The organism is Geodermatophilus sp. URMC 60 (assembly GCF_053502585.1).
In genome coordinates, this window is sequence record NZ_CP199958.1 from 612,019 (window position 1) to 627,138 (window position 15,120).

Sequence of the window (15,120 nt, forward strand, 5' to 3'; positions counted from 1 at the left end):
CGGAGCGCTCATCCCTTCCAGTCCACGAGTTGGACGATCACGCCGTTGGGGTCACGCACCTGGAAGGCGCGCTCGCCCCACTCCTCGACGGTCAGCGGCATGGTGATCGCCACGCCCTCGTCCTGGAGCCGGCGCAGCTCGCCCTCCAGGTCGTCGACGACGAAGGCGAGGATCAGCCCGGCGGCGTGCACGTCGCGCTGGTCGGCCGGGAGCGTGGGCAGGCCGCGGCGGAGGAAGATTACGGAGGCGCCGGCGTCCTCGTGGGTCAGCGAGGCGAAGCCGTCGGCGGCCATCTCCTCCCGGAACCCGAAGTGGCGGACGAGGAAGGCGCTGCTGGCCGGGACGTCATCGACGTTCAGGGAGACGGCGGTGGCTGAGATTCGCACGGGGCCTCCAGACAGGGGATCGAACTCCGTACAGCGTACGCCGTTATTGCCGGGGAGGATGCCGTCGTGCCGACCGAGCGGAGCAGCGCGGGCGACCCGGCCCGCACCCTGGGCCTGCTGTGGCGGCAGCCGCCCGAGGGCCCGCGGCGCGGACCGACCCGGGCGCTGGACCTGGACGCGGTGGTGGCGGCGGCCGTCGGCCTCGCCGACCGGGACGGCCTGGAGGCGGTGACCATGCGCGCGGTGGCGCAGGCGCTGGGGGTCGCGCCCATGACGCTCTACACCTACGTGCCCGGCCGCGCCGAGCTGCTGGACCTCATGCTGGACGCCGTCCACGCCGGGATGGCCCGCCGGGACACCGCCGGCCGCCCGTGGCGGGAGCGGCTGACCGCCGTGGCGGAGGAGAACCACGCGCTGTTCACCACCCATCCCTGGGCCGCCGTGGTCTCCACGCTGCGGCCGCCGCTGGGGCCGGGCTCCACCGCGAAGTACGAGCACGAGCTGGCCGCCTTCGACGACCTCGGCCTCGACGACGTCGAGCGTGACGACTGCCTGACCCACCTGCTGTCGTTCGTGCAGGCCAACGCCCGGGCGGCCGCGGAGGCGCAGGCCGCCCGGCGGCAGAGCGGGGTGGACGACGCCCGGTGGTGGGCCGCGGCCGGGCCGCTGCTGGCCCGCGTGCTGGACCCGGCGCTCTACCCGCGCGCGGTCCGGGTCGGGGCGGCGGCCGGGGCCGCGCACGGCAGCGCGCACGACCCCGGCCACGCCTACCGGTTCGGCCTCGCACGGGTCCTCGACGGGCTGGCCGCGCTCATCGACGCCAGGCGCTGACCCGCGCTCACAGCGATTCCTGGACGGGTTGGCGGGGCCGGGTGTCGCCCGCGGCGTCCGGGCGTACCGGGTGACGCCTCGAGCGGGGTGGACGCCGCCGGACGATCAGCCCACGCCGCTCACCCCGACCCCGTCCCGCGGGTCGAGCACCGCGGGGACCGCGGACGAGTCCGCGGGGTGCAGGACCTCCGTGGAACCTCCACCCCTGCTTCCACCAGTGAGCAGGGGTGGAGGTCCTACGGGGACAGATCGGCAGCCGTACCTCGGGACGCAGTCCGCGTCGGTGGGCCCGGCCCGGCACCGGGCGAGCACGGCCTCGTCGACCGACACGAGCACCGCTGTCAGGCCGGGGCGCCGACCCGCTCGGCCGCCTCGGGCTCGTCCAGCGGGTGGGCGAGCTCGTCGGCGGGCAGCCGCCACGCCAGGACGGCGACGACGGCGAGCACCGGCGGCACCAGCCCGGCGAGCAGGAAGGTGCCGGTCAGGCCGAGCGACTGGCTGACCGGGCCGGCCAGCGCCATCGACAGCGGCATGAACGCCAGCGAGACGAAGAAGTCGAGGCTGGACACCCGCCCCAGCAGCGCCGGGGGCACCCGCCGCTGCAGCAGCGTCCCCCAGATGACCGTGCCGGCCTCGAACGCCGCCCCGAGCAGCCCGGCCGCCGCGATCATCACCCACAGCTGCGAGGTCGCGCCGAAGACGACCAGCGGCACGCAGCCGGCGCCCCACAGCAGGTTCATCACCGTGAGGTAGCGGCGCGGCAGCCGCAGCGAGGCGACGACGGCCGACCCCAGCGCGCCGCCGATGCCGAAGGCGGCCAGCACCCAGGCGTGCTCGGCGGGCCCACCGCCGGCCTGGTCCCGGACGGCGAAGGGCACCAGCACCTCGAACGGACCCATGATCAGCAGCACCATCAGCGAGGCGAACAGCAGCGTGGCCAGCAGCCAGGGCGTGCCGACCATGTAGGCCACGCCCTCGCGGACGTCGGTCAGCAGCCCCGGGTGCTCGCCCTCGCGGCGGACCGGCAGCGTCGGCAGCGCCGCCACGCACGCGGCCGCGGCGGCCGAGGTCAGCGCCGTCGCCAGCAGCGCCGCGCCCGGCGAGAGGGCCGCCACCAGCAGGCCGCCGACCGCGGGACCGGCGGCCATCGCCAGCGCCGGGCGGACGACGCCCTCCAGGCCGTTGGCCGCGAGCAGCTCGCCGGGCGGGACGACGCCGGGCACCAGGGCCGAGTAGGCCGGGTAGTACAGCCCCATCGCGACCCCGCCGGCCAGGGCCGCGGCGGCCAGCGGCCCGAGCGCCAGCGCGCCGGCCAGCGACAGCAGCGCCACCGACCCGACCGCCGCCGCCTGCAGCAGGGCGACACCGAGCAGGATGCGCCGCTGCGGCACCCGGTCGGCCAGCGCCCCGCCGAGCAGCGTGCTGGCCAGCATGCCGGCGGCCTGCAGCGAGGTGGCCAGCGAGAGCGCGCCGGGACCGCCGCCGAGGTCCACGACCTGCCAGACCAGCGCCACGGTCCACAGGCCCTGCGCGAACAGCGACAGGCCCATGGACGAGGCCAGCAGTCGGTAGTCCCGGGAGCGCAGGGGCGCGAGCGCGCGCGGCAGGCCGGCCATCTCCCCCCTCCGTCGTCGGCGGGCGCGCCGTCGGCACCCGGGCCCCCATGCTCGCGGAGGGCACCGACAGCGGGCACGCGGTTTTCGGGAGGAGAGCAAGGACGGTCGGGTGGCCGGCACGATCCCGGCTCTCGCGCGCGGAAGGCGGGACGCGGGGTCAGGACGACCGCTACGCGGAGCAGGCACGGGAGGCACCGGGCTGGCGGTACCGCGAGCTCGGCTGCTCGCACCTGCCGGCCGTCACCTGCCCGGACCAGCTCGCCGCCGTGCTGCTCGAGCCGGCCGCCGAGGAGCGCTGACGCGGGGGCCCGGCCGGCGCGCCCGGGCCGGTACGGCGCCGCCCGCGTCAGCGCACGCCGCGCTGCTCCGCCAGCCGGACGTAGTGCTCGACCGCCGCGGGGTCGTCGACCGCGCCGACGTTGAGGGCCCTGGCCGGGTCGACGCCCTGGAACAGCCGCTTGAGCGGGACCTCCAGCCGCTTGCCCGTGCGGGTGTGCGGCACGGCCGGGACGACGAGCACCTCGTCGGGCACGTGCCGCGGGCTGGCCTGCCGGCGGATGGCGTCGCGGATGCGGGCGGTGAGCTCGTCGGTGAGCTCCTCCCCCGGCGCCAGCTGGACGAACAGCGGCATCCAGTAACCGCCGTCGCGCTGCTCCACGCCGAGGACGACGCAGTCGACGACCTCCGGGACGGCCTCGACGGCGGCGTAGATGTCCGCCGTCCCCATGCGCACGCCGCCGCGGTTGAGGGTGGAGTCCGAGCGGCCGGTGATGATGCAGGTGCCGCGCTCGGTGATCTCCATCCAGTCCCCGTGCCGCCACACCCCGGGCCAGGGCTCGAAGTAGGTCTCGCGGTAGCGGGACCCGTCGGGGTCGTTCCAGAAGTACAGCGGCATCGTGGGCATCGGCTCGGTGATCACGAGCTCGCCGAGCTCTCCGGTGACCGGCCGGCCCTGCTCGTCCCAGGCGGCCGCGGCGACGCCGAGCATGGGGCGCTGCAGCTCACCGGCCGTCACCGGCAGCAGCAGCGAGCTGCCGATGAAGCCGGTGGCGACGTCGGTGCCGCCGGACAGCGACCCGAGGAACACGCCGGGCTCCACCGCGTCGTACACCCAGCAGTAGGACGAGGCCGGCAGCGGCGAGCCGGTGGACCCGATGGACCGCAGCGCCGACAGGTCGTGGGTCTCCCCCGGCCGGATGCCGGCCTTCTCGCAGGCCGTGAGGTACCCCGCGCTGGTGCCGAGGTAGGTGATGCCGGTCCGCGCGGCCAGGGCGAACTGGGCGTCGACCGAGGGGTACGCGGGCGCGCCGTCGTACACCACCACCGTGGCACCGGACAGCAGCGCCGACGTGGAGATGTTCCACATGATCCAGGCGGTGGAGGCGTACCAGAAGAAGCGGTCGCCGGGCCCGACGTCCATGTGCAGCCCGGCCTGCTTGCGCTGTTCGAGGACGACGCCGCCGTGACCGTGCACGATCCCCTTGGGCAGCCCGGTGGTGCCCGAGGAGTAGACGATCCACAGCGGGGCGTCGAACGGCAGCGGCTCGAAGACCGGTTCCTGCCCCTCGGCGACCGCGTCGGCCCAGCTCATCGCGCCGTCGGGCACCTCGTCCGGGGAGAGACGCGGGACGGCGATCGTCGTCCGGACGCTGGGCAGCGCCTCCCGCAGCTCGGCGACGACGTCGCGCCGGTCGTACTCCCTGCCGTTGAACCGGTAGCCGTCGACGGCGACGAGCACGGTGGGCTCGATCTGGGCGAAGCGGTCCAGGACGCTGCGGGTGCCGAAGTCCGGGGCGCACGAGGACCACACCGCGCCGACCGCCGCGGCACCCAGGAATGCGACGACCGCTTCGGGCACGTTGGGGAGGTAGCCGGCCACCCGGTCGCCGCGCTGCACGCCCAGGCGGCGCAGGGTGGCGGCGAAGGCCCCGACCTGTGCCCGCAGCTGCGCCCAGCTGGTCTCGACCGGCTCGGCGTCCTCGGCGACGGCGATCAGTGCCGCGCTGCCGGGGTCCACGGTGCCGTCCTGCGCGGAGCGCAGCGCCTGCTCGGCGTAGTTGACCGTCGTGCCGGGGAACCACTCGGCGCCGGGCATCTGCCGGCGGGTGAGCACCCGGTCGTCGGGAACGCCGGGCAGCACGCCGGACCAGTCGGCGACCTCCGCCCAGAACTGGTCGAGGTGCTCGACCGACCACCGCCAGATCGCGTCGTAGTCGGCCGGGTCGCCGAGGTCGATCCCGCGCCGCCGGGCCACCCGGTCGGCGAACTCCGCGAGGCGGGTGGCCCGGATCGACTCGGGCGTGGGGCGCCAGAGCACCTGGGGCCCGGTAGACGTGTCGGTACTCACAGCAGCACCTTGCCACGCGGCCCCGGGAGCACCAGGCCGCTGGGCGCGGACCGGCGTCCGGCACCAGGATGGGGAACCATGAGCGAGCCGCAGACCGAGCGCAACGTGCTCGGCGAGCCGCTGCAACCGTGCGGCACGGAGCCGCTCACCGGCTTCTACCGCACCGGCACGTGCAGCAGCGGCCCGGAGGACCTGGGCAACCACACCGTCTGCACCGTCGTCTCGGCGGAGTTCCTGGAGCTGCAGCGGGCACTGGGCAACGACCTGTCCACCCCGCGGCCGGAGTACGGCTTCCCCGGCCTGCGCCCCGGCGACCGCTGGTGCGTGGTGGCCGCGAGGTGGATGCAGGCCTACCAGGCCGGCGCCGCGGCGGGCGTCGTCCTGGCGGCCACGAACATCCGGGCGCTCGAGATCGTCCCGATCGAGGCGCTGCGCCAGCACGCGGTCGACGTCCCCGACGACCTCAGCGGCCTGGACTGAGAGAGGACCCCTGGTGAGCGACGTGCTGGACACCCCGGTGACCACCCTGCAGGGCGAGGCCACCACCCTCCGGGACCTGACCGGCGGCAGCGCGGCCCTCGTGGTCAACGTCGCCAGCCGGTGCGGTCTCACGCCGCAGTACACCCAGCTCGAGGCACTGCAGCAGGAGTACGGCGGGCAGGGCCTCACCGTCGTCGGCGTGCCGTGCAACCAGTTCGCCGGCCAGGAGCCGGGGACGGCCGAGGAGATCGCCGGGTTCTGCTCGGCGACGTACGGCGTCACCTTCCCGATGACCGAGAAGCTCGAGGTCAACGGCCCGGGCGCGCACCCGCTGTTCCAGCGGCTCACCGAGGTGCCCGACGCCTCCGGCGAGGCGGGCGACGTGCAGTGGAACTTCGAGAAGTGGCTGATCGCCGGGAACGGCGAGGTCGTCGCCCGGTTCCGTCCGACGACCCAGCCCGAGGCCCCCGAGGTCCGGCACGCGATCGAGGAGGTCCTGCCCCGGTGAGCGGCTCGACTCCGGGCGCCGACCTGCACTTCTGGTTCGACCCGGTCTGCCCCTTCGCCTGGATGACCAGCAAGTGGGTCCGGATGGTCGCCGAGCAGCGCGAGTACCGCGTCGAGTGGCGGCTGATCTCGCTGCGGCTGCTCAACCGGCACGTCGACTACGACGCGCAGTTCCCGCCCGAGTACGAGGCCGGCCACACCGGCGGGCTGCACCTGCTGCGGGTCGCCGCCCGCACCCGCGCCGAGCACGGCCCCGAGGCGCTCGACCCGCTCTACGCGACCCTCGGGCGGCACGTGTTCGAGGACCCGGCCGGCCAGCCGCCGCCGGAGCGGGCGACCAGCCGGCCCTTCCTCGAGCAGGTCCTCGGTGAGGCGGGACTGCCGGCCGACCTGGCGGCCGCGGTCGACGACGAGTCGTGGGACGCCGGGATCCAGGCGGAGACCGACGCCGCCCTGCGGCTGACGGGCAAGGACGTCGGGACGCCGATCCTGCACTTCCGGCCCCCGGACGGTGCGGCGTTCTTCGGCCCGGTGATCAGCCGGCTGCCGGGCCCCGAGGACGCCGTCGCGCTGTGGGACCACGTCGTCGGCCTCGCCGGGTTCCCGGGGTTCGCCGAGCTCAAGCGCAGCCTGCGGGAGCGGCCGCAGCTGCCGGCGTTCGGGGTGCGTCCGGGCGAGGCGGGGCTCGAGGAGGACTGGCACGGGGGCAGCCGCCGGCAGCACCGCTGAGCGGGTGCCCGGCCGACCGACACCGGCGACTAAGGTGAGCCTTGCCTACGCCGCCTGCCCCGGGAGCCGCTCGTGTCCTCGTCGACCGACGCCGCCCTGCGGGAGGCGCCCGGTGTGCCGGGGGGCGGCGCTCCGCAGCAGGGCGGTCTGCTCCAGCAGCGCCGGGGCCGGCTGCTCGGCCTGCTCCTGCTGCTCGTCCTCGTGGTCGTCACGGCGACGCTGAGCATTGCGGTCGGCTCCCGCAGCATCGGCCTGGGCACCGTCTGGCAGGCGCTGACCGATCCCGGCGTCCCGACCGAGGAGACGGTCATCGTCCGCGAGCTGCGGGTGCCGCGCACCGCGCTCGGCCTCATGGTGGGCCTGGCCCTCGGCGTCGCCGGCGCGCTGGCCCAGGGCCACACCCGCAACCCGCTCGGCGACCCCGGCCTGCTCGGCGTCACCTCGGGGGCCTCGCTCGGCGTCGTCCTCGCCATCCACCTGCTCGGCGTCGGCACGCCCGCCGGGTACGTCTGGTTCGCCTTCGCCGGGGCGCTGCTGGGCACGGTGCTCGTGTTCTCCCTCGGCTCGGCCGGTCGCGGCGGCGCCACGCCGGTGACCCTGGCGCTGGCCGGCGCCGCGCTGTCGGCGCTGTTCTACGCACTGGTGCGCGCGATCCTGGTCAGCGACACCGACAGCCTCGACGCCTTCCGCTTCTGGGTGGTCGGCGCGCTGGCCGGCCGCGGCGCCGACATCGCCTGGCAGGTCGCCCCCTTCATCGCCGCAGGTCTGCTGCTGGCCCTGGTCAACGCCCCCGCCCTCGACCTGCTCGGCCTCGGCGAGGACGTCGCCCGCGGCCTCGGCCAGCGGGTGTGGCTGGCCCGGACGGTCGGCCTGGCCGCGGTCACCCTGCTCTGCGGCGCGGCGACGGCGGCCTGCGGGCCCATCGCCTTCGTCGGCCTGGTCGTGCCGCACGTCGTCCGCGCGTTCACCGGACCCGCGCACCGCTGGCTGGTCCCCTGCTCCGGCCTGCTCGGGGCGGCCCTGCTGCTGGTCGCCGACGTCCTGGGCCGCGTCGTCGTCCGCCCCGGCGAGCTGCAGGTGGGCATCGTGCTCGCCCTCATCGGCGCGCCGTTCTTCATCGCGCTGATCCGCCGGCGCCGGCTGGCCGGCACATGACGCAGCTGGCGCACCCCCCGGCCGGGGCCCGCGCGCGGGTCCGGCAGCCCGGGCAGACCGTCGTCCGCGTCGGGCCGGTCTCCGGCCGGGTCCGCTGGCGGCAGGTGGGCGTGGGGCTCGGCGCGGCCGTCGCCGTCGTCCTGCTCTCGGCGGTGGGCCTCGGCCGCGGCGACTTCCCGATCGGCCTGACCGACGTCCTGCGCACCCTGGTCGGTCTCGGCGAGGGGACCCAGGAGTTCATCGTCCTGGAGCTGCGGGCGCCCCGGATCGTCGTGGGGGCGCTGGTCGGCCTGGCCCTGGGCGTGGCCGGGGCGCTCTTCCAGACCTTCGCCCGCAACCCGCTGGCCTCCCCCGACGTCCTCGGCATCACCCAGGGCGCGTCGGTCGGCGCGGTGGCGGCGATCGTCCTCAGCGGGACGGCGGCCGGCAGCGGCGTGCTCGGCGGCCTCGGCGTCCCCCTGGCCGCACTGCTCGGCGCGCTGGTCACCGGCCTGCTCCTGCTGGTGCTCGCCTGGCGCCGCGGGGTCGACGGCTACCGGCTCGTGCTGGTCGGCATCGCGCTGTGGGCGGTCGCCGCCGCGCTCACCGACTGGCTGCTCACCCGCGCCGAGATCCACGACGCCGCGTCGGCCTACGTCTGGATCACCGGCTCGCTCAACGCCCGCACCTGGGCCGAGGCCGTGCCGCTGCTGATCGCCCTCGCCGTCCTGCTGCCCGCCGCGCTGGCCAGCAGCCGGGCGTTGGGCGCCGTCCAGTTCGGCGACGACACCGCCCGCGGCCTGGGCGTGCGCCTCGTGGCCACCCAGGCCCTCGTCGTCCTCGTCGCCGTCGGGCTCACCGCCGCCGCCGTGGCCGCCGCCGGCCCGATCGCCTACGTCGCGCTGGTGGTGCCGCAGGTCGCCGTCCGGCTCACCGGCGGCGCGCGGCCGCCGCTGCTGGCCTCGGGCCTGCTCGGCGCCGCCCTCGTCGTGGGGGCGGACCTGCTGACCCGCACCGTGCTCCCCCAGGCGCTGCCGGTCGGCGTGCTCACCGCCGCCGTCGGCGCGCCCTACCTGCTCTGGCTCCTCGTCCGCGGAAGGCGGCGATCCACGCTGTGACCGTCAACGACGCTGTGACCGTCAGCACAGCCACCACCCTGCCCGGGGCCGGAACGGTCCGTCTCGCCGCCGAGTCGGTCAGCCTGGCCTACGACGACCGGGTCGTCGTCCGCGACCTGGACCTGCAGCTCACCGACGGGTCGTTCACCGCCATCGTCGGCCCCAACGGCTGCGGCAAGTCCACGCTGCTGCGGGCGCTGGGCCGGCTGTTGCGCCCGGTCAGCGGCCAGGTGCTGCTCGACGGACGGGCGATCTCACGGACGCCGACCCGCGAGGTGGCCCGGGTGCTCGGCCTGCTGCCCCAGACCCCGGTCGCCCCGGAGGGCCTCACCGTCGGCGACCTCGTCGCGCGCGGCCGGCACCCGCACCAGTCGTGGCTGCGGCAGTGGTCGCGCGACGACGAGGCAGCGGTCGCCGAGGCGCTGGCCTGGACCGACATGGCCGACCTCGCCGACCGGCCGGTCGACGAGCTCTCCGGCGGGCAGCGGCAGCGGGCCTGGATCTCCATGGCGCTCGCGCAGGGCACCGACCTGCTGCTGCTCGACGAGCCGACGACCTACCTCGACCTCTCCCACCAGATCGACGTCCTCGAGCTGGTGGCGCGGCTGCACGCCGAGCGCGGACGCACCGTCGTCGTCGTGCTGCACGACCTCAACCTCGCCGCCCGCTACGCGCAGCGGCTGGTCGCGATGGACGGCGGTGCGCTGGTCGCCTCCGGGACGCCGGAGGTGGTGCTCACCGAGCAGCTGCTGGCCGACGTCTTCGACCTGGAGGCGCGGATCGTGCCCGATCCGGTGGTCGGGACGCCGATGGTGGTGCCGGTCCGCCGGCTGCGCTGAGCGGCAGCCTGCCCCCGGTTGCCCCCCGTCTCCCGACCCCCGCCAGGGCACCGTCCCGAGCTTGCGAGGGGTGGGTAGGAGGGGGTCCTCCTTCAGCCGACGACGCCCTCCCGCCAGTAGCCCATGAACGCCACCGACCCGCGGGGGACGCCGAGGTCGCCCACCAGGTGGCGGCGCAGCGTCTTCACCACCCCGGCCTCCCCGGCCAGCCAGGCGTAGCAGCCCGAGGCGGCGTCCGTGTCGGGCACCTCCCAGAGCAGCTCGTCGCCGACCTCCTCCGGGAGCGCGGCCGGCGTCGAGGCGATGCCCAGCTCGCACAGCGCCGCGTGCACCGCCGGCACCAGCCGCGACCCGCGGGCGGCGCCGTCCCGCGGCAGCCAGCGCAGGGTCGCCCCGGCCGGCAGCGCCACGTCCATCTCGTCCCCGGCTGTCGGCACCTCCAGCAGCGCGGCCACCGACCGCGGCCCGTGTCCCAGGGACTCCAGGATCGCGCAGACCGCGGGGACGGCCGTCTCGTCGCCGGCCAGCACCAGCGTGCGCGCGGCCGGCGGCGGCGCCCACTCCACGCCCCACGGCCGGCCGGTGCCGGGGCGGTCGGGGCCGAGCAGCACGATCCGGTCACCGGGCACCGCCGCAGCCGCCCAGCTCGCGGCCGGGCCGGCGTGCCCGTCCTCGATGCCGTGCAGGACGACGTCGACGTCGAGCTCGGCGCGCTCGGGGCGGGCCGCCCGCACGGTGTAGGTGCGGATGGCCGGGCGCTGCTCGTCGGGCATCGCGCAGTACTCCGGGTACCACTCCGGGCCGCGGGTGCGCAGCCGGTCGAGCCCGGCGTCGTCGCGGGAGAGCACCAGTTTGAAGCGCTGGTCGCAGCCGGCCGCACCGAAACCGGCGAGCTCGGGGCCGGTGAGGGTCAGCCGCAGGAAGCTCGGGCCCAGCCGGCGGACGGCGGCGACCGAGGCGTCGAAGAACTGCCAGACGGGAGCGGCTCCGGCCTCCGGCTGCACGGCCAGCGTCATGCGGCGTCCCCCGTCCGGTCGACCCTTGCGGCCTTCTTAGGTGAGGCTAACCTGAGCGGCCGGCCAGGGGAACACCCCGGCCCGATCCGGAGGAGACCAGTTGCACCGCAGACCCCGCCGCCTGGCCGGCGCCACCCTCACCCTCGCCGCACTGGTCGCCACGGCCGGCTGCGCCGGTGGGTCCGCCGAGCCGGCCGCGGCGGCGGACCGAGGCGGCTGGAGCTTCACCGACGACCTGGAGAACACCGTCGAGCTCGACGCGACCCCTGCGCGCGTCGCCGGCCTCAACGACGTGGTGGCCTCCCTGTGGAACTACGGCGTGGAGCCGGTCGCCAGCTTCGGCCAGACCTCGGCGGCCGACGACGTCGCCTTCGAGGGCAGGGACCTCGCCGACCTGGAGATCGTCGGCGAGAACTACGGGCAGATCGACCTGGAGCGCCTGGCCGCGGCCGACCCCGACGTCATCGTCACCTCGGTGTACCCGACCGACTCGTCCGGCAGCCTGGACCCCGGCCAGCCGCTCTACGGCTTCGAGTCCCTCCAGCAGCAGGAGCAGGTCGCCCGGATCGCGCCGATCGTCGCGATCGCCTACCGCGGGTCGGCCGCCGAGGTCATCGAGCGCACCGTCGAGCTCGCGGGGTCCCTCGGCGCCGACACCGAGGTGGTCGACGCCGCCCGCGAGGACTACGAGGCGGCGTCGGCCGAGCTCACCGCTGCGGGCGAGCGCGGGATCACCGTGCTGCCGGTCTACGCCACCGCCGCGGACGGCTGGTGGATGGGCAAGGCGCCCGACGACCCGTCGCTGCGCCTCTACTCCGACCTGGGCGTCGACTTCGTCGACCCGGGCGGCGACACCTACTTCTGGGAGACCACCAGCTGGGAGCGGGTTCCCGACCACCCGAGCGACGTGATCCTCTACTCGCTGCGCGGCGGGGAGACGCCGGAGCAGATGCGCGCCCAGCCGACCTACACGCTGCTGCCCGCGGTGCAGGCCGGCCAGGAGCACCCGTGGAAGTACGTCGGCATGGACCACGTCGCCCAGGCCGCCTACATGTCCGAGCTGGCCGGCTGGCTCACCGCGGCCCGCAAGGTCACCTGAGCGGGGTGCGCGCGACCCCGTCCCGGGCCCGGCCCGAGCCTGCGAGGGGTAGGGAGGACGGGGTCCTCCCTCAGGCGGGGGCCGCCTCCGGCACGGGGGCCGGCGCCCGTTCCGCCCGCGCGGTCTGCGCCAGCCCGATCCCGCCTAGGACGACGAGGCCGCCGAGCACCTGCCAGCCGGAGAGCACCTGCTCCAGCCACAGCCAGGCCACGATCGACGCCAGCACCGGCTCCACCGTGGCGATCAGCCCGGCCGTGGTCGGTGGCAGGTGCCGCAGGGCCGCCAGCGACAGCCAGAACGGCAGCACCGCCCCGAGGACGACGATCCAGCCCACCAGCACCCACAGCGGTACCTCGAGCGACCCGAGGGAGACCGGCACGGAGGTGCCGAGCACCGCTGGGTCGAACGGCCAGAACGGCGCGGCCACCGCCCAGAACAGCGCGGCCGCGACGAAGCTCCAGCAGGTGAGCGCCACCGGGTCGCGGGTGGTCGTGCCCCGCTCCCCCATCAGGTAGTAGGTGGTCAGGCACAGCGCGGCACCGAGGGCCGCGGCCACGCCGCCCGCGTCGAGCGAGCCGCCGCCCTGCCAGACCTCGGCCACGAGGACCAGGCCCGACAGCGACAGCCCGAGTGCGACCCACAGCCGGCTACGGACCCGCTCGCCGCGCACCAGCCACACCCACAGCGCGATGAACACCGGCGCGGTCATCTCGAAGACCAGCGCGATGCCGACCGGCAGCCGGCCGATCGCGACGTAGTAGAGGCACTGGGTGAGCGCGATGCCCACCACGCCGAAGGCGGCCAGGAACGGCACCTCCCGCCAGGACACCCGCAGCCGCGCCGGCGCGACGACGCCCAGCACGGCGAGCAGGACGACCGCCGCGCCGCCGCAGCGCAGCGCGGTCAGCCACGGCGCCGGGATGCCGGCCTGCAGGGCCAGCGTGGAGACCGTGCCGTTGACGGCGAACAGGCCGGCGGCGCCGACGGTCAGCGCGGAGCCGAGCGGAGGACGGGGCACGGGGCCGACGGTAGCGACCGTTCTGCCCCGAGCCCCCTACCGGGGGTCACTGCACGGCGGCGGGGTCCATCCAGACGACCTCCCAGACGTGACCGTCGGGGTCGGTGAAGCTGACGCCGTACATGAACCCGTGGTCCTGCGCCGGCTGCCACGGACGCCCGCCCGAGGCCAGCGCCCGTGCCAGGAGGTCGTCGGCCTCCTGCCGGCTCTCGGCCGACAGCGCGTTGAGCACGGTGGTGCTCTTCGCGGGGTCGCCGACCTCGGCACCGTCCGGGACGAAGTCGGCGAAGCGGTCCCGGGTCAGCAGCATGACCACGATGTTGTCCGCGACGACCACCGACGCCGTCCGCTCGTCGGAGAACTGCTCGTCGAACCCGAAGCCCAGGCCCCCGTAGAAGGCCCGGGACGCGGCCAGGTCGCTCACGGGCAGGTTGACGAAGATCCAGCGCACGGTGTGCTCCCGTCGTCGCGGGGGCCCGGTCGGCCCCGTCGCAGGGTGGACGGGGCCGACCGGCCGAACTCATCGGCGGCCGGGGACCGGTGGGCCGACGTCGCGCACGGTCCGGTCGCCGTCGGAGCCACGGTGCTCCGCGGCCGCCGGCGGGGTGGTGCCCGTGGCGGTGGCCGGGATGCTGTCGCGGTCGGCGTCCGGCGCGGGCTCGACCACCAGGGCCGGGGGCTGTGTGCCCGCCCCGCGCGCCGGGCGCACACTCTGGAGCGAGGTGTCCGCCCGGCCGGGACGGCGGCGCCGCGACGGGGGAGGTACCAGACCGTGAGTGAGCCACGTCCGCCCTGGTCGGCGCGCCGTCGGAGGCTGCTCCTGTGGCTGGCGGTGGGTGCGGCCCTCGGGGGCCTGGGCGCCGTCGGCCTGCCGGCCGAGTTCGGGGTGACGGCGGGCTTCCTGGGTGTCCTGTGCGCCTTCCTCCTGGTGGTCGCCGTGGTGGTGTTCGTCACCGTCCCGGGCCCCGACACGCTGGGCACCCTGTTGCGCACGCCACCCCTGGCGGGGGCGGTCCTCGTGGTCGCCGTCCTGCTGGTGATGGCCAACCCCACCGGGTCGTCGCTGCGCTGGCTGTGGGTGGTCGCCGCGGTCGCCGCCGCCGGGTGGACGGCGTTCGCCGTGTGGGAGACCCGCCGCTCGGGCGGCTGACCGCGGCGGCAGACTGCGGTCGTGATCCCCGGCCTGCCCACCTCCCTCTACGTGCCCGACGGCGACGGCTTCGTCGCGACCGACCTGACCATCGGGCCGTGGGACCCGGGACTGCAGCACGCCGGGCCGGTCGCGGCGCTGCTGGCCCGGGAGGCCGAGCGGGTCACCGAGATCCCCGAGGGGCAGACCGTGCGGCTGGCCTTCGACATCCTCGCGCCGGTGCCGGTGGGACCGGTGCGGGTCAGCGCCCGGCTGCTGCGGCCCGGACGGCGGATCGAGCTGGTGGAGGCGGTGCTCACGGCGGGCGCCTCCCCCGCCGACCGCGAGCGGCCGCTGATGCGGCTGACCGCCTGGCGGATGCGGACCTCGGCGGTGGAGGGGACGGCGGGAGCCGGCGTCCCGCTGCCGGGGCCGGGGGAGAGCCGCCCGGAGACGCCGGCCTTCTTCACCACCGACGTCGCCTACCACCGGGCGCTGGACTGGCGCTTCGCGCACGGCTCGTTCAACGCGCCCGGGCCCGCGGCCGCGTGGACCCGACCCCTGTGCACCCTGGTCGAGGGCGAGTCGATGAGCCCGCTGCAGCACCTGCTGGTGATGACCGACGCGGCGAGCGGCATCTCCGCCGTCCTGGACTGGCAGCGGGCCACCTTCGCCAACGTCGACCTCACCGTCGCGCTGGTGCGCCCGCCGGCCGGGGACTGGCTGGGCGTGGACGCGGCCACCACGATCGGCCCGGGGGGCGCCGGGCAGTGCTTCGCCGACCTCTACGACGCCACGGGCCGGATCGGCCGCTCCGCGCAGGCGTTGTTCGTGGCCCCGCGCTGACCCGGCGTCGGCGCTGCTGAGGTCC

The 15,120-nt window shown here is 75.9% G+C and carries 17 protein-coding genes; 11 read left to right on the plus strand and 6 right to left on the minus strand.

Annotated elements, in window-relative coordinates:
• Positions 1–8: 8 nt before the first annotated feature.
• Complete coding sequence (locus tag ACWIX3_RS02990; RefSeq protein ID WP_448610596.1) at positions 9–386, minus strand: VOC family protein; 378 nt, start codon at positions 384–386, stop codon at positions 9–11.
• 66 nt (positions 387–452) lie between these two features.
• Here ACWIX3_RS02990 and ACWIX3_RS02995 point away from each other — a divergent pair, with 66 nt between their 5' ends.
• Positions 453–1,217 carry a TetR/AcrR family transcriptional regulator gene (locus tag ACWIX3_RS02995; protein WP_448610597.1) on the plus strand — a complete coding sequence of 255 codons (765 nt, stop codon included), beginning with the start codon at positions 453–455 and terminating at the stop codon, positions 1,215–1,217.
• A 341-nt stretch (positions 1,218–1,558) separates the two neighbouring features.
• Here ACWIX3_RS02995 and ACWIX3_RS03000 read toward each other — a convergent pair whose 3' ends face one another.
• Positions 1,559–2,833 carry an MFS transporter gene (locus tag ACWIX3_RS03000; protein ID WP_448610598.1) on the minus strand — a complete coding sequence of 425 codons (1,275 nt, stop codon included), beginning with the start codon at positions 2,831–2,833 and terminating at the stop codon, positions 1,559–1,561.
• Between the two features lie 47 nt (positions 2,834–2,880).
• Between ACWIX3_RS03000 and ACWIX3_RS03005 the strand changes: the two genes are divergently transcribed.
• Positions 2,881–3,132, plus strand: a complete 252-nt coding sequence (locus ACWIX3_RS03005; RefSeq protein WP_448610599.1) for a hypothetical protein — start codon at positions 2,881–2,883, stop codon at positions 3,130–3,132.
• A 47-nt stretch (positions 3,133–3,179) separates the two neighbouring features.
• On the opposite strand, the gene ACWIX3_RS03010 is transcribed toward ACWIX3_RS03005, so the two are convergent.
• Entirely contained in the window at positions 3,180–5,150 is a 1,971-nt protein-coding gene (locus tag ACWIX3_RS03010; RefSeq protein ID WP_448610600.1) for an acetoacetate--CoA ligase, read from the minus strand.
• A gap of 108 nt (positions 5,151–5,258) precedes the next feature.
• Here ACWIX3_RS03010 and ACWIX3_RS03015 point away from each other — a divergent pair, with 108 nt between their 5' ends.
• The 6 genes from ACWIX3_RS03015 to ACWIX3_RS03040 all read left to right on the plus strand — a co-directional run bounded on the left by ACWIX3_RS03015 (position 5,259) and on the right by ACWIX3_RS03040 (position 9,987).
• Positions 5,259–5,660 (plus strand): DUF2237 family protein, encoded by a 402-nt coding sequence (locus tag ACWIX3_RS03015; protein ID WP_448610601.1) that lies wholly within the window; start codon positions 5,259–5,261, stop codon positions 5,658–5,660.
• A gap of 13 nt (positions 5,661–5,673) precedes the next feature.
• Positions 5,674–6,168: a glutathione peroxidase gene (locus ACWIX3_RS03020; RefSeq protein WP_448610602.1), complete on the plus strand. Its 495-nt coding sequence runs from the start codon at positions 5,674–5,676 to the stop codon at positions 6,166–6,168.
• Entirely contained in the window at positions 6,165–6,896 is a 732-nt protein-coding gene (locus tag ACWIX3_RS03025) for a mycothiol-dependent nitroreductase Rv2466c family protein (protein WP_448610603.1), read from the plus strand. Before ACWIX3_RS03020 ends, ACWIX3_RS03025 begins: the two co-directional genes overlap by 4 nt.
• A gap of 72 nt (positions 6,897–6,968) precedes the next feature.
• Entirely contained in the window at positions 6,969–8,051 is a 1,083-nt protein-coding gene (locus ACWIX3_RS03030) for a FecCD family ABC transporter permease (RefSeq protein ID WP_448610604.1), read from the plus strand.
• Positions 8,048–9,148 carry a FecCD family ABC transporter permease gene (locus ACWIX3_RS03035; protein ID WP_448610605.1) on the plus strand — a complete coding sequence of 367 codons (1,101 nt, stop codon included), beginning with the start codon at positions 8,048–8,050 and terminating at the stop codon, positions 9,146–9,148. The genes ACWIX3_RS03030 and ACWIX3_RS03035 overlap by 4 nt, the downstream gene beginning before the upstream one ends.
• A 14-nt stretch (positions 9,149–9,162) precedes the next feature.
• Positions 9,163–9,987: an ABC transporter ATP-binding protein gene (locus ACWIX3_RS03040; RefSeq protein ID WP_448610606.1), complete on the plus strand. Its 825-nt coding sequence runs from the start codon at positions 9,163–9,165 to the stop codon at positions 9,985–9,987.
• A 92-nt stretch (positions 9,988–10,079) separates the two neighbouring features.
• Here ACWIX3_RS03040 and ACWIX3_RS03045 read toward each other — a convergent pair whose 3' ends face one another.
• Positions 10,080–11,003 carry a siderophore-interacting protein gene (locus tag ACWIX3_RS03045; RefSeq protein WP_448610607.1) on the minus strand — a complete coding sequence of 308 codons (924 nt, stop codon included), beginning with the start codon at positions 11,001–11,003 and terminating at the stop codon, positions 10,080–10,082.
• A gap of 100 nt (positions 11,004–11,103) precedes the next feature.
• Here ACWIX3_RS03045 and ACWIX3_RS03050 point away from each other — a divergent pair, with 100 nt between their 5' ends.
• Positions 11,104–12,102: an ABC transporter substrate-binding protein gene (locus ACWIX3_RS03050; RefSeq protein WP_448610608.1), complete on the plus strand. Its 999-nt coding sequence runs from the start codon at positions 11,104–11,106 to the stop codon at positions 12,100–12,102.
• A gap of 70 nt (positions 12,103–12,172) precedes the next feature.
• On the opposite strand, the gene ACWIX3_RS03055 is transcribed toward ACWIX3_RS03050, so the two are convergent.
• Both ACWIX3_RS03055 and ACWIX3_RS03060 read right to left on the minus strand, forming a co-directional pair.
• On the minus strand, positions 12,173–13,120 hold the full coding sequence (locus ACWIX3_RS03055) for an EamA family transporter (RefSeq protein WP_448610609.1): 948 nt from the start codon (positions 13,118–13,120) through the stop codon (positions 12,173–12,175).
• Between the two features lie 46 nt (positions 13,121–13,166).
• Entirely contained in the window at positions 13,167–13,571 is a 405-nt protein-coding gene (locus ACWIX3_RS03060; protein ID WP_448610610.1) for a VOC family protein, read from the minus strand.
• Between the two features lie 321 nt (positions 13,572–13,892).
• Between ACWIX3_RS03060 and ACWIX3_RS03065 the strand changes: the two genes are divergently transcribed.
• The gene (locus tag ACWIX3_RS03065) at positions 13,893–14,270 is read left to right on the plus strand and encodes a hypothetical protein (protein ID WP_448610611.1); all 378 of its coding nucleotides are present in this window, start codon (positions 13,893–13,895) and stop codon (positions 14,268–14,270) included.
• 21 nt (positions 14,271–14,291) lie between these two features.
• Positions 14,292–15,095 (plus strand): thioesterase family protein, encoded by an 804-nt coding sequence (locus tag ACWIX3_RS03070; RefSeq protein WP_448610612.1) that lies wholly within the window; start codon positions 14,292–14,294, stop codon positions 15,093–15,095.
• The last annotated feature ends 25 nt before the right edge of the window (positions 15,096–15,120 follow it).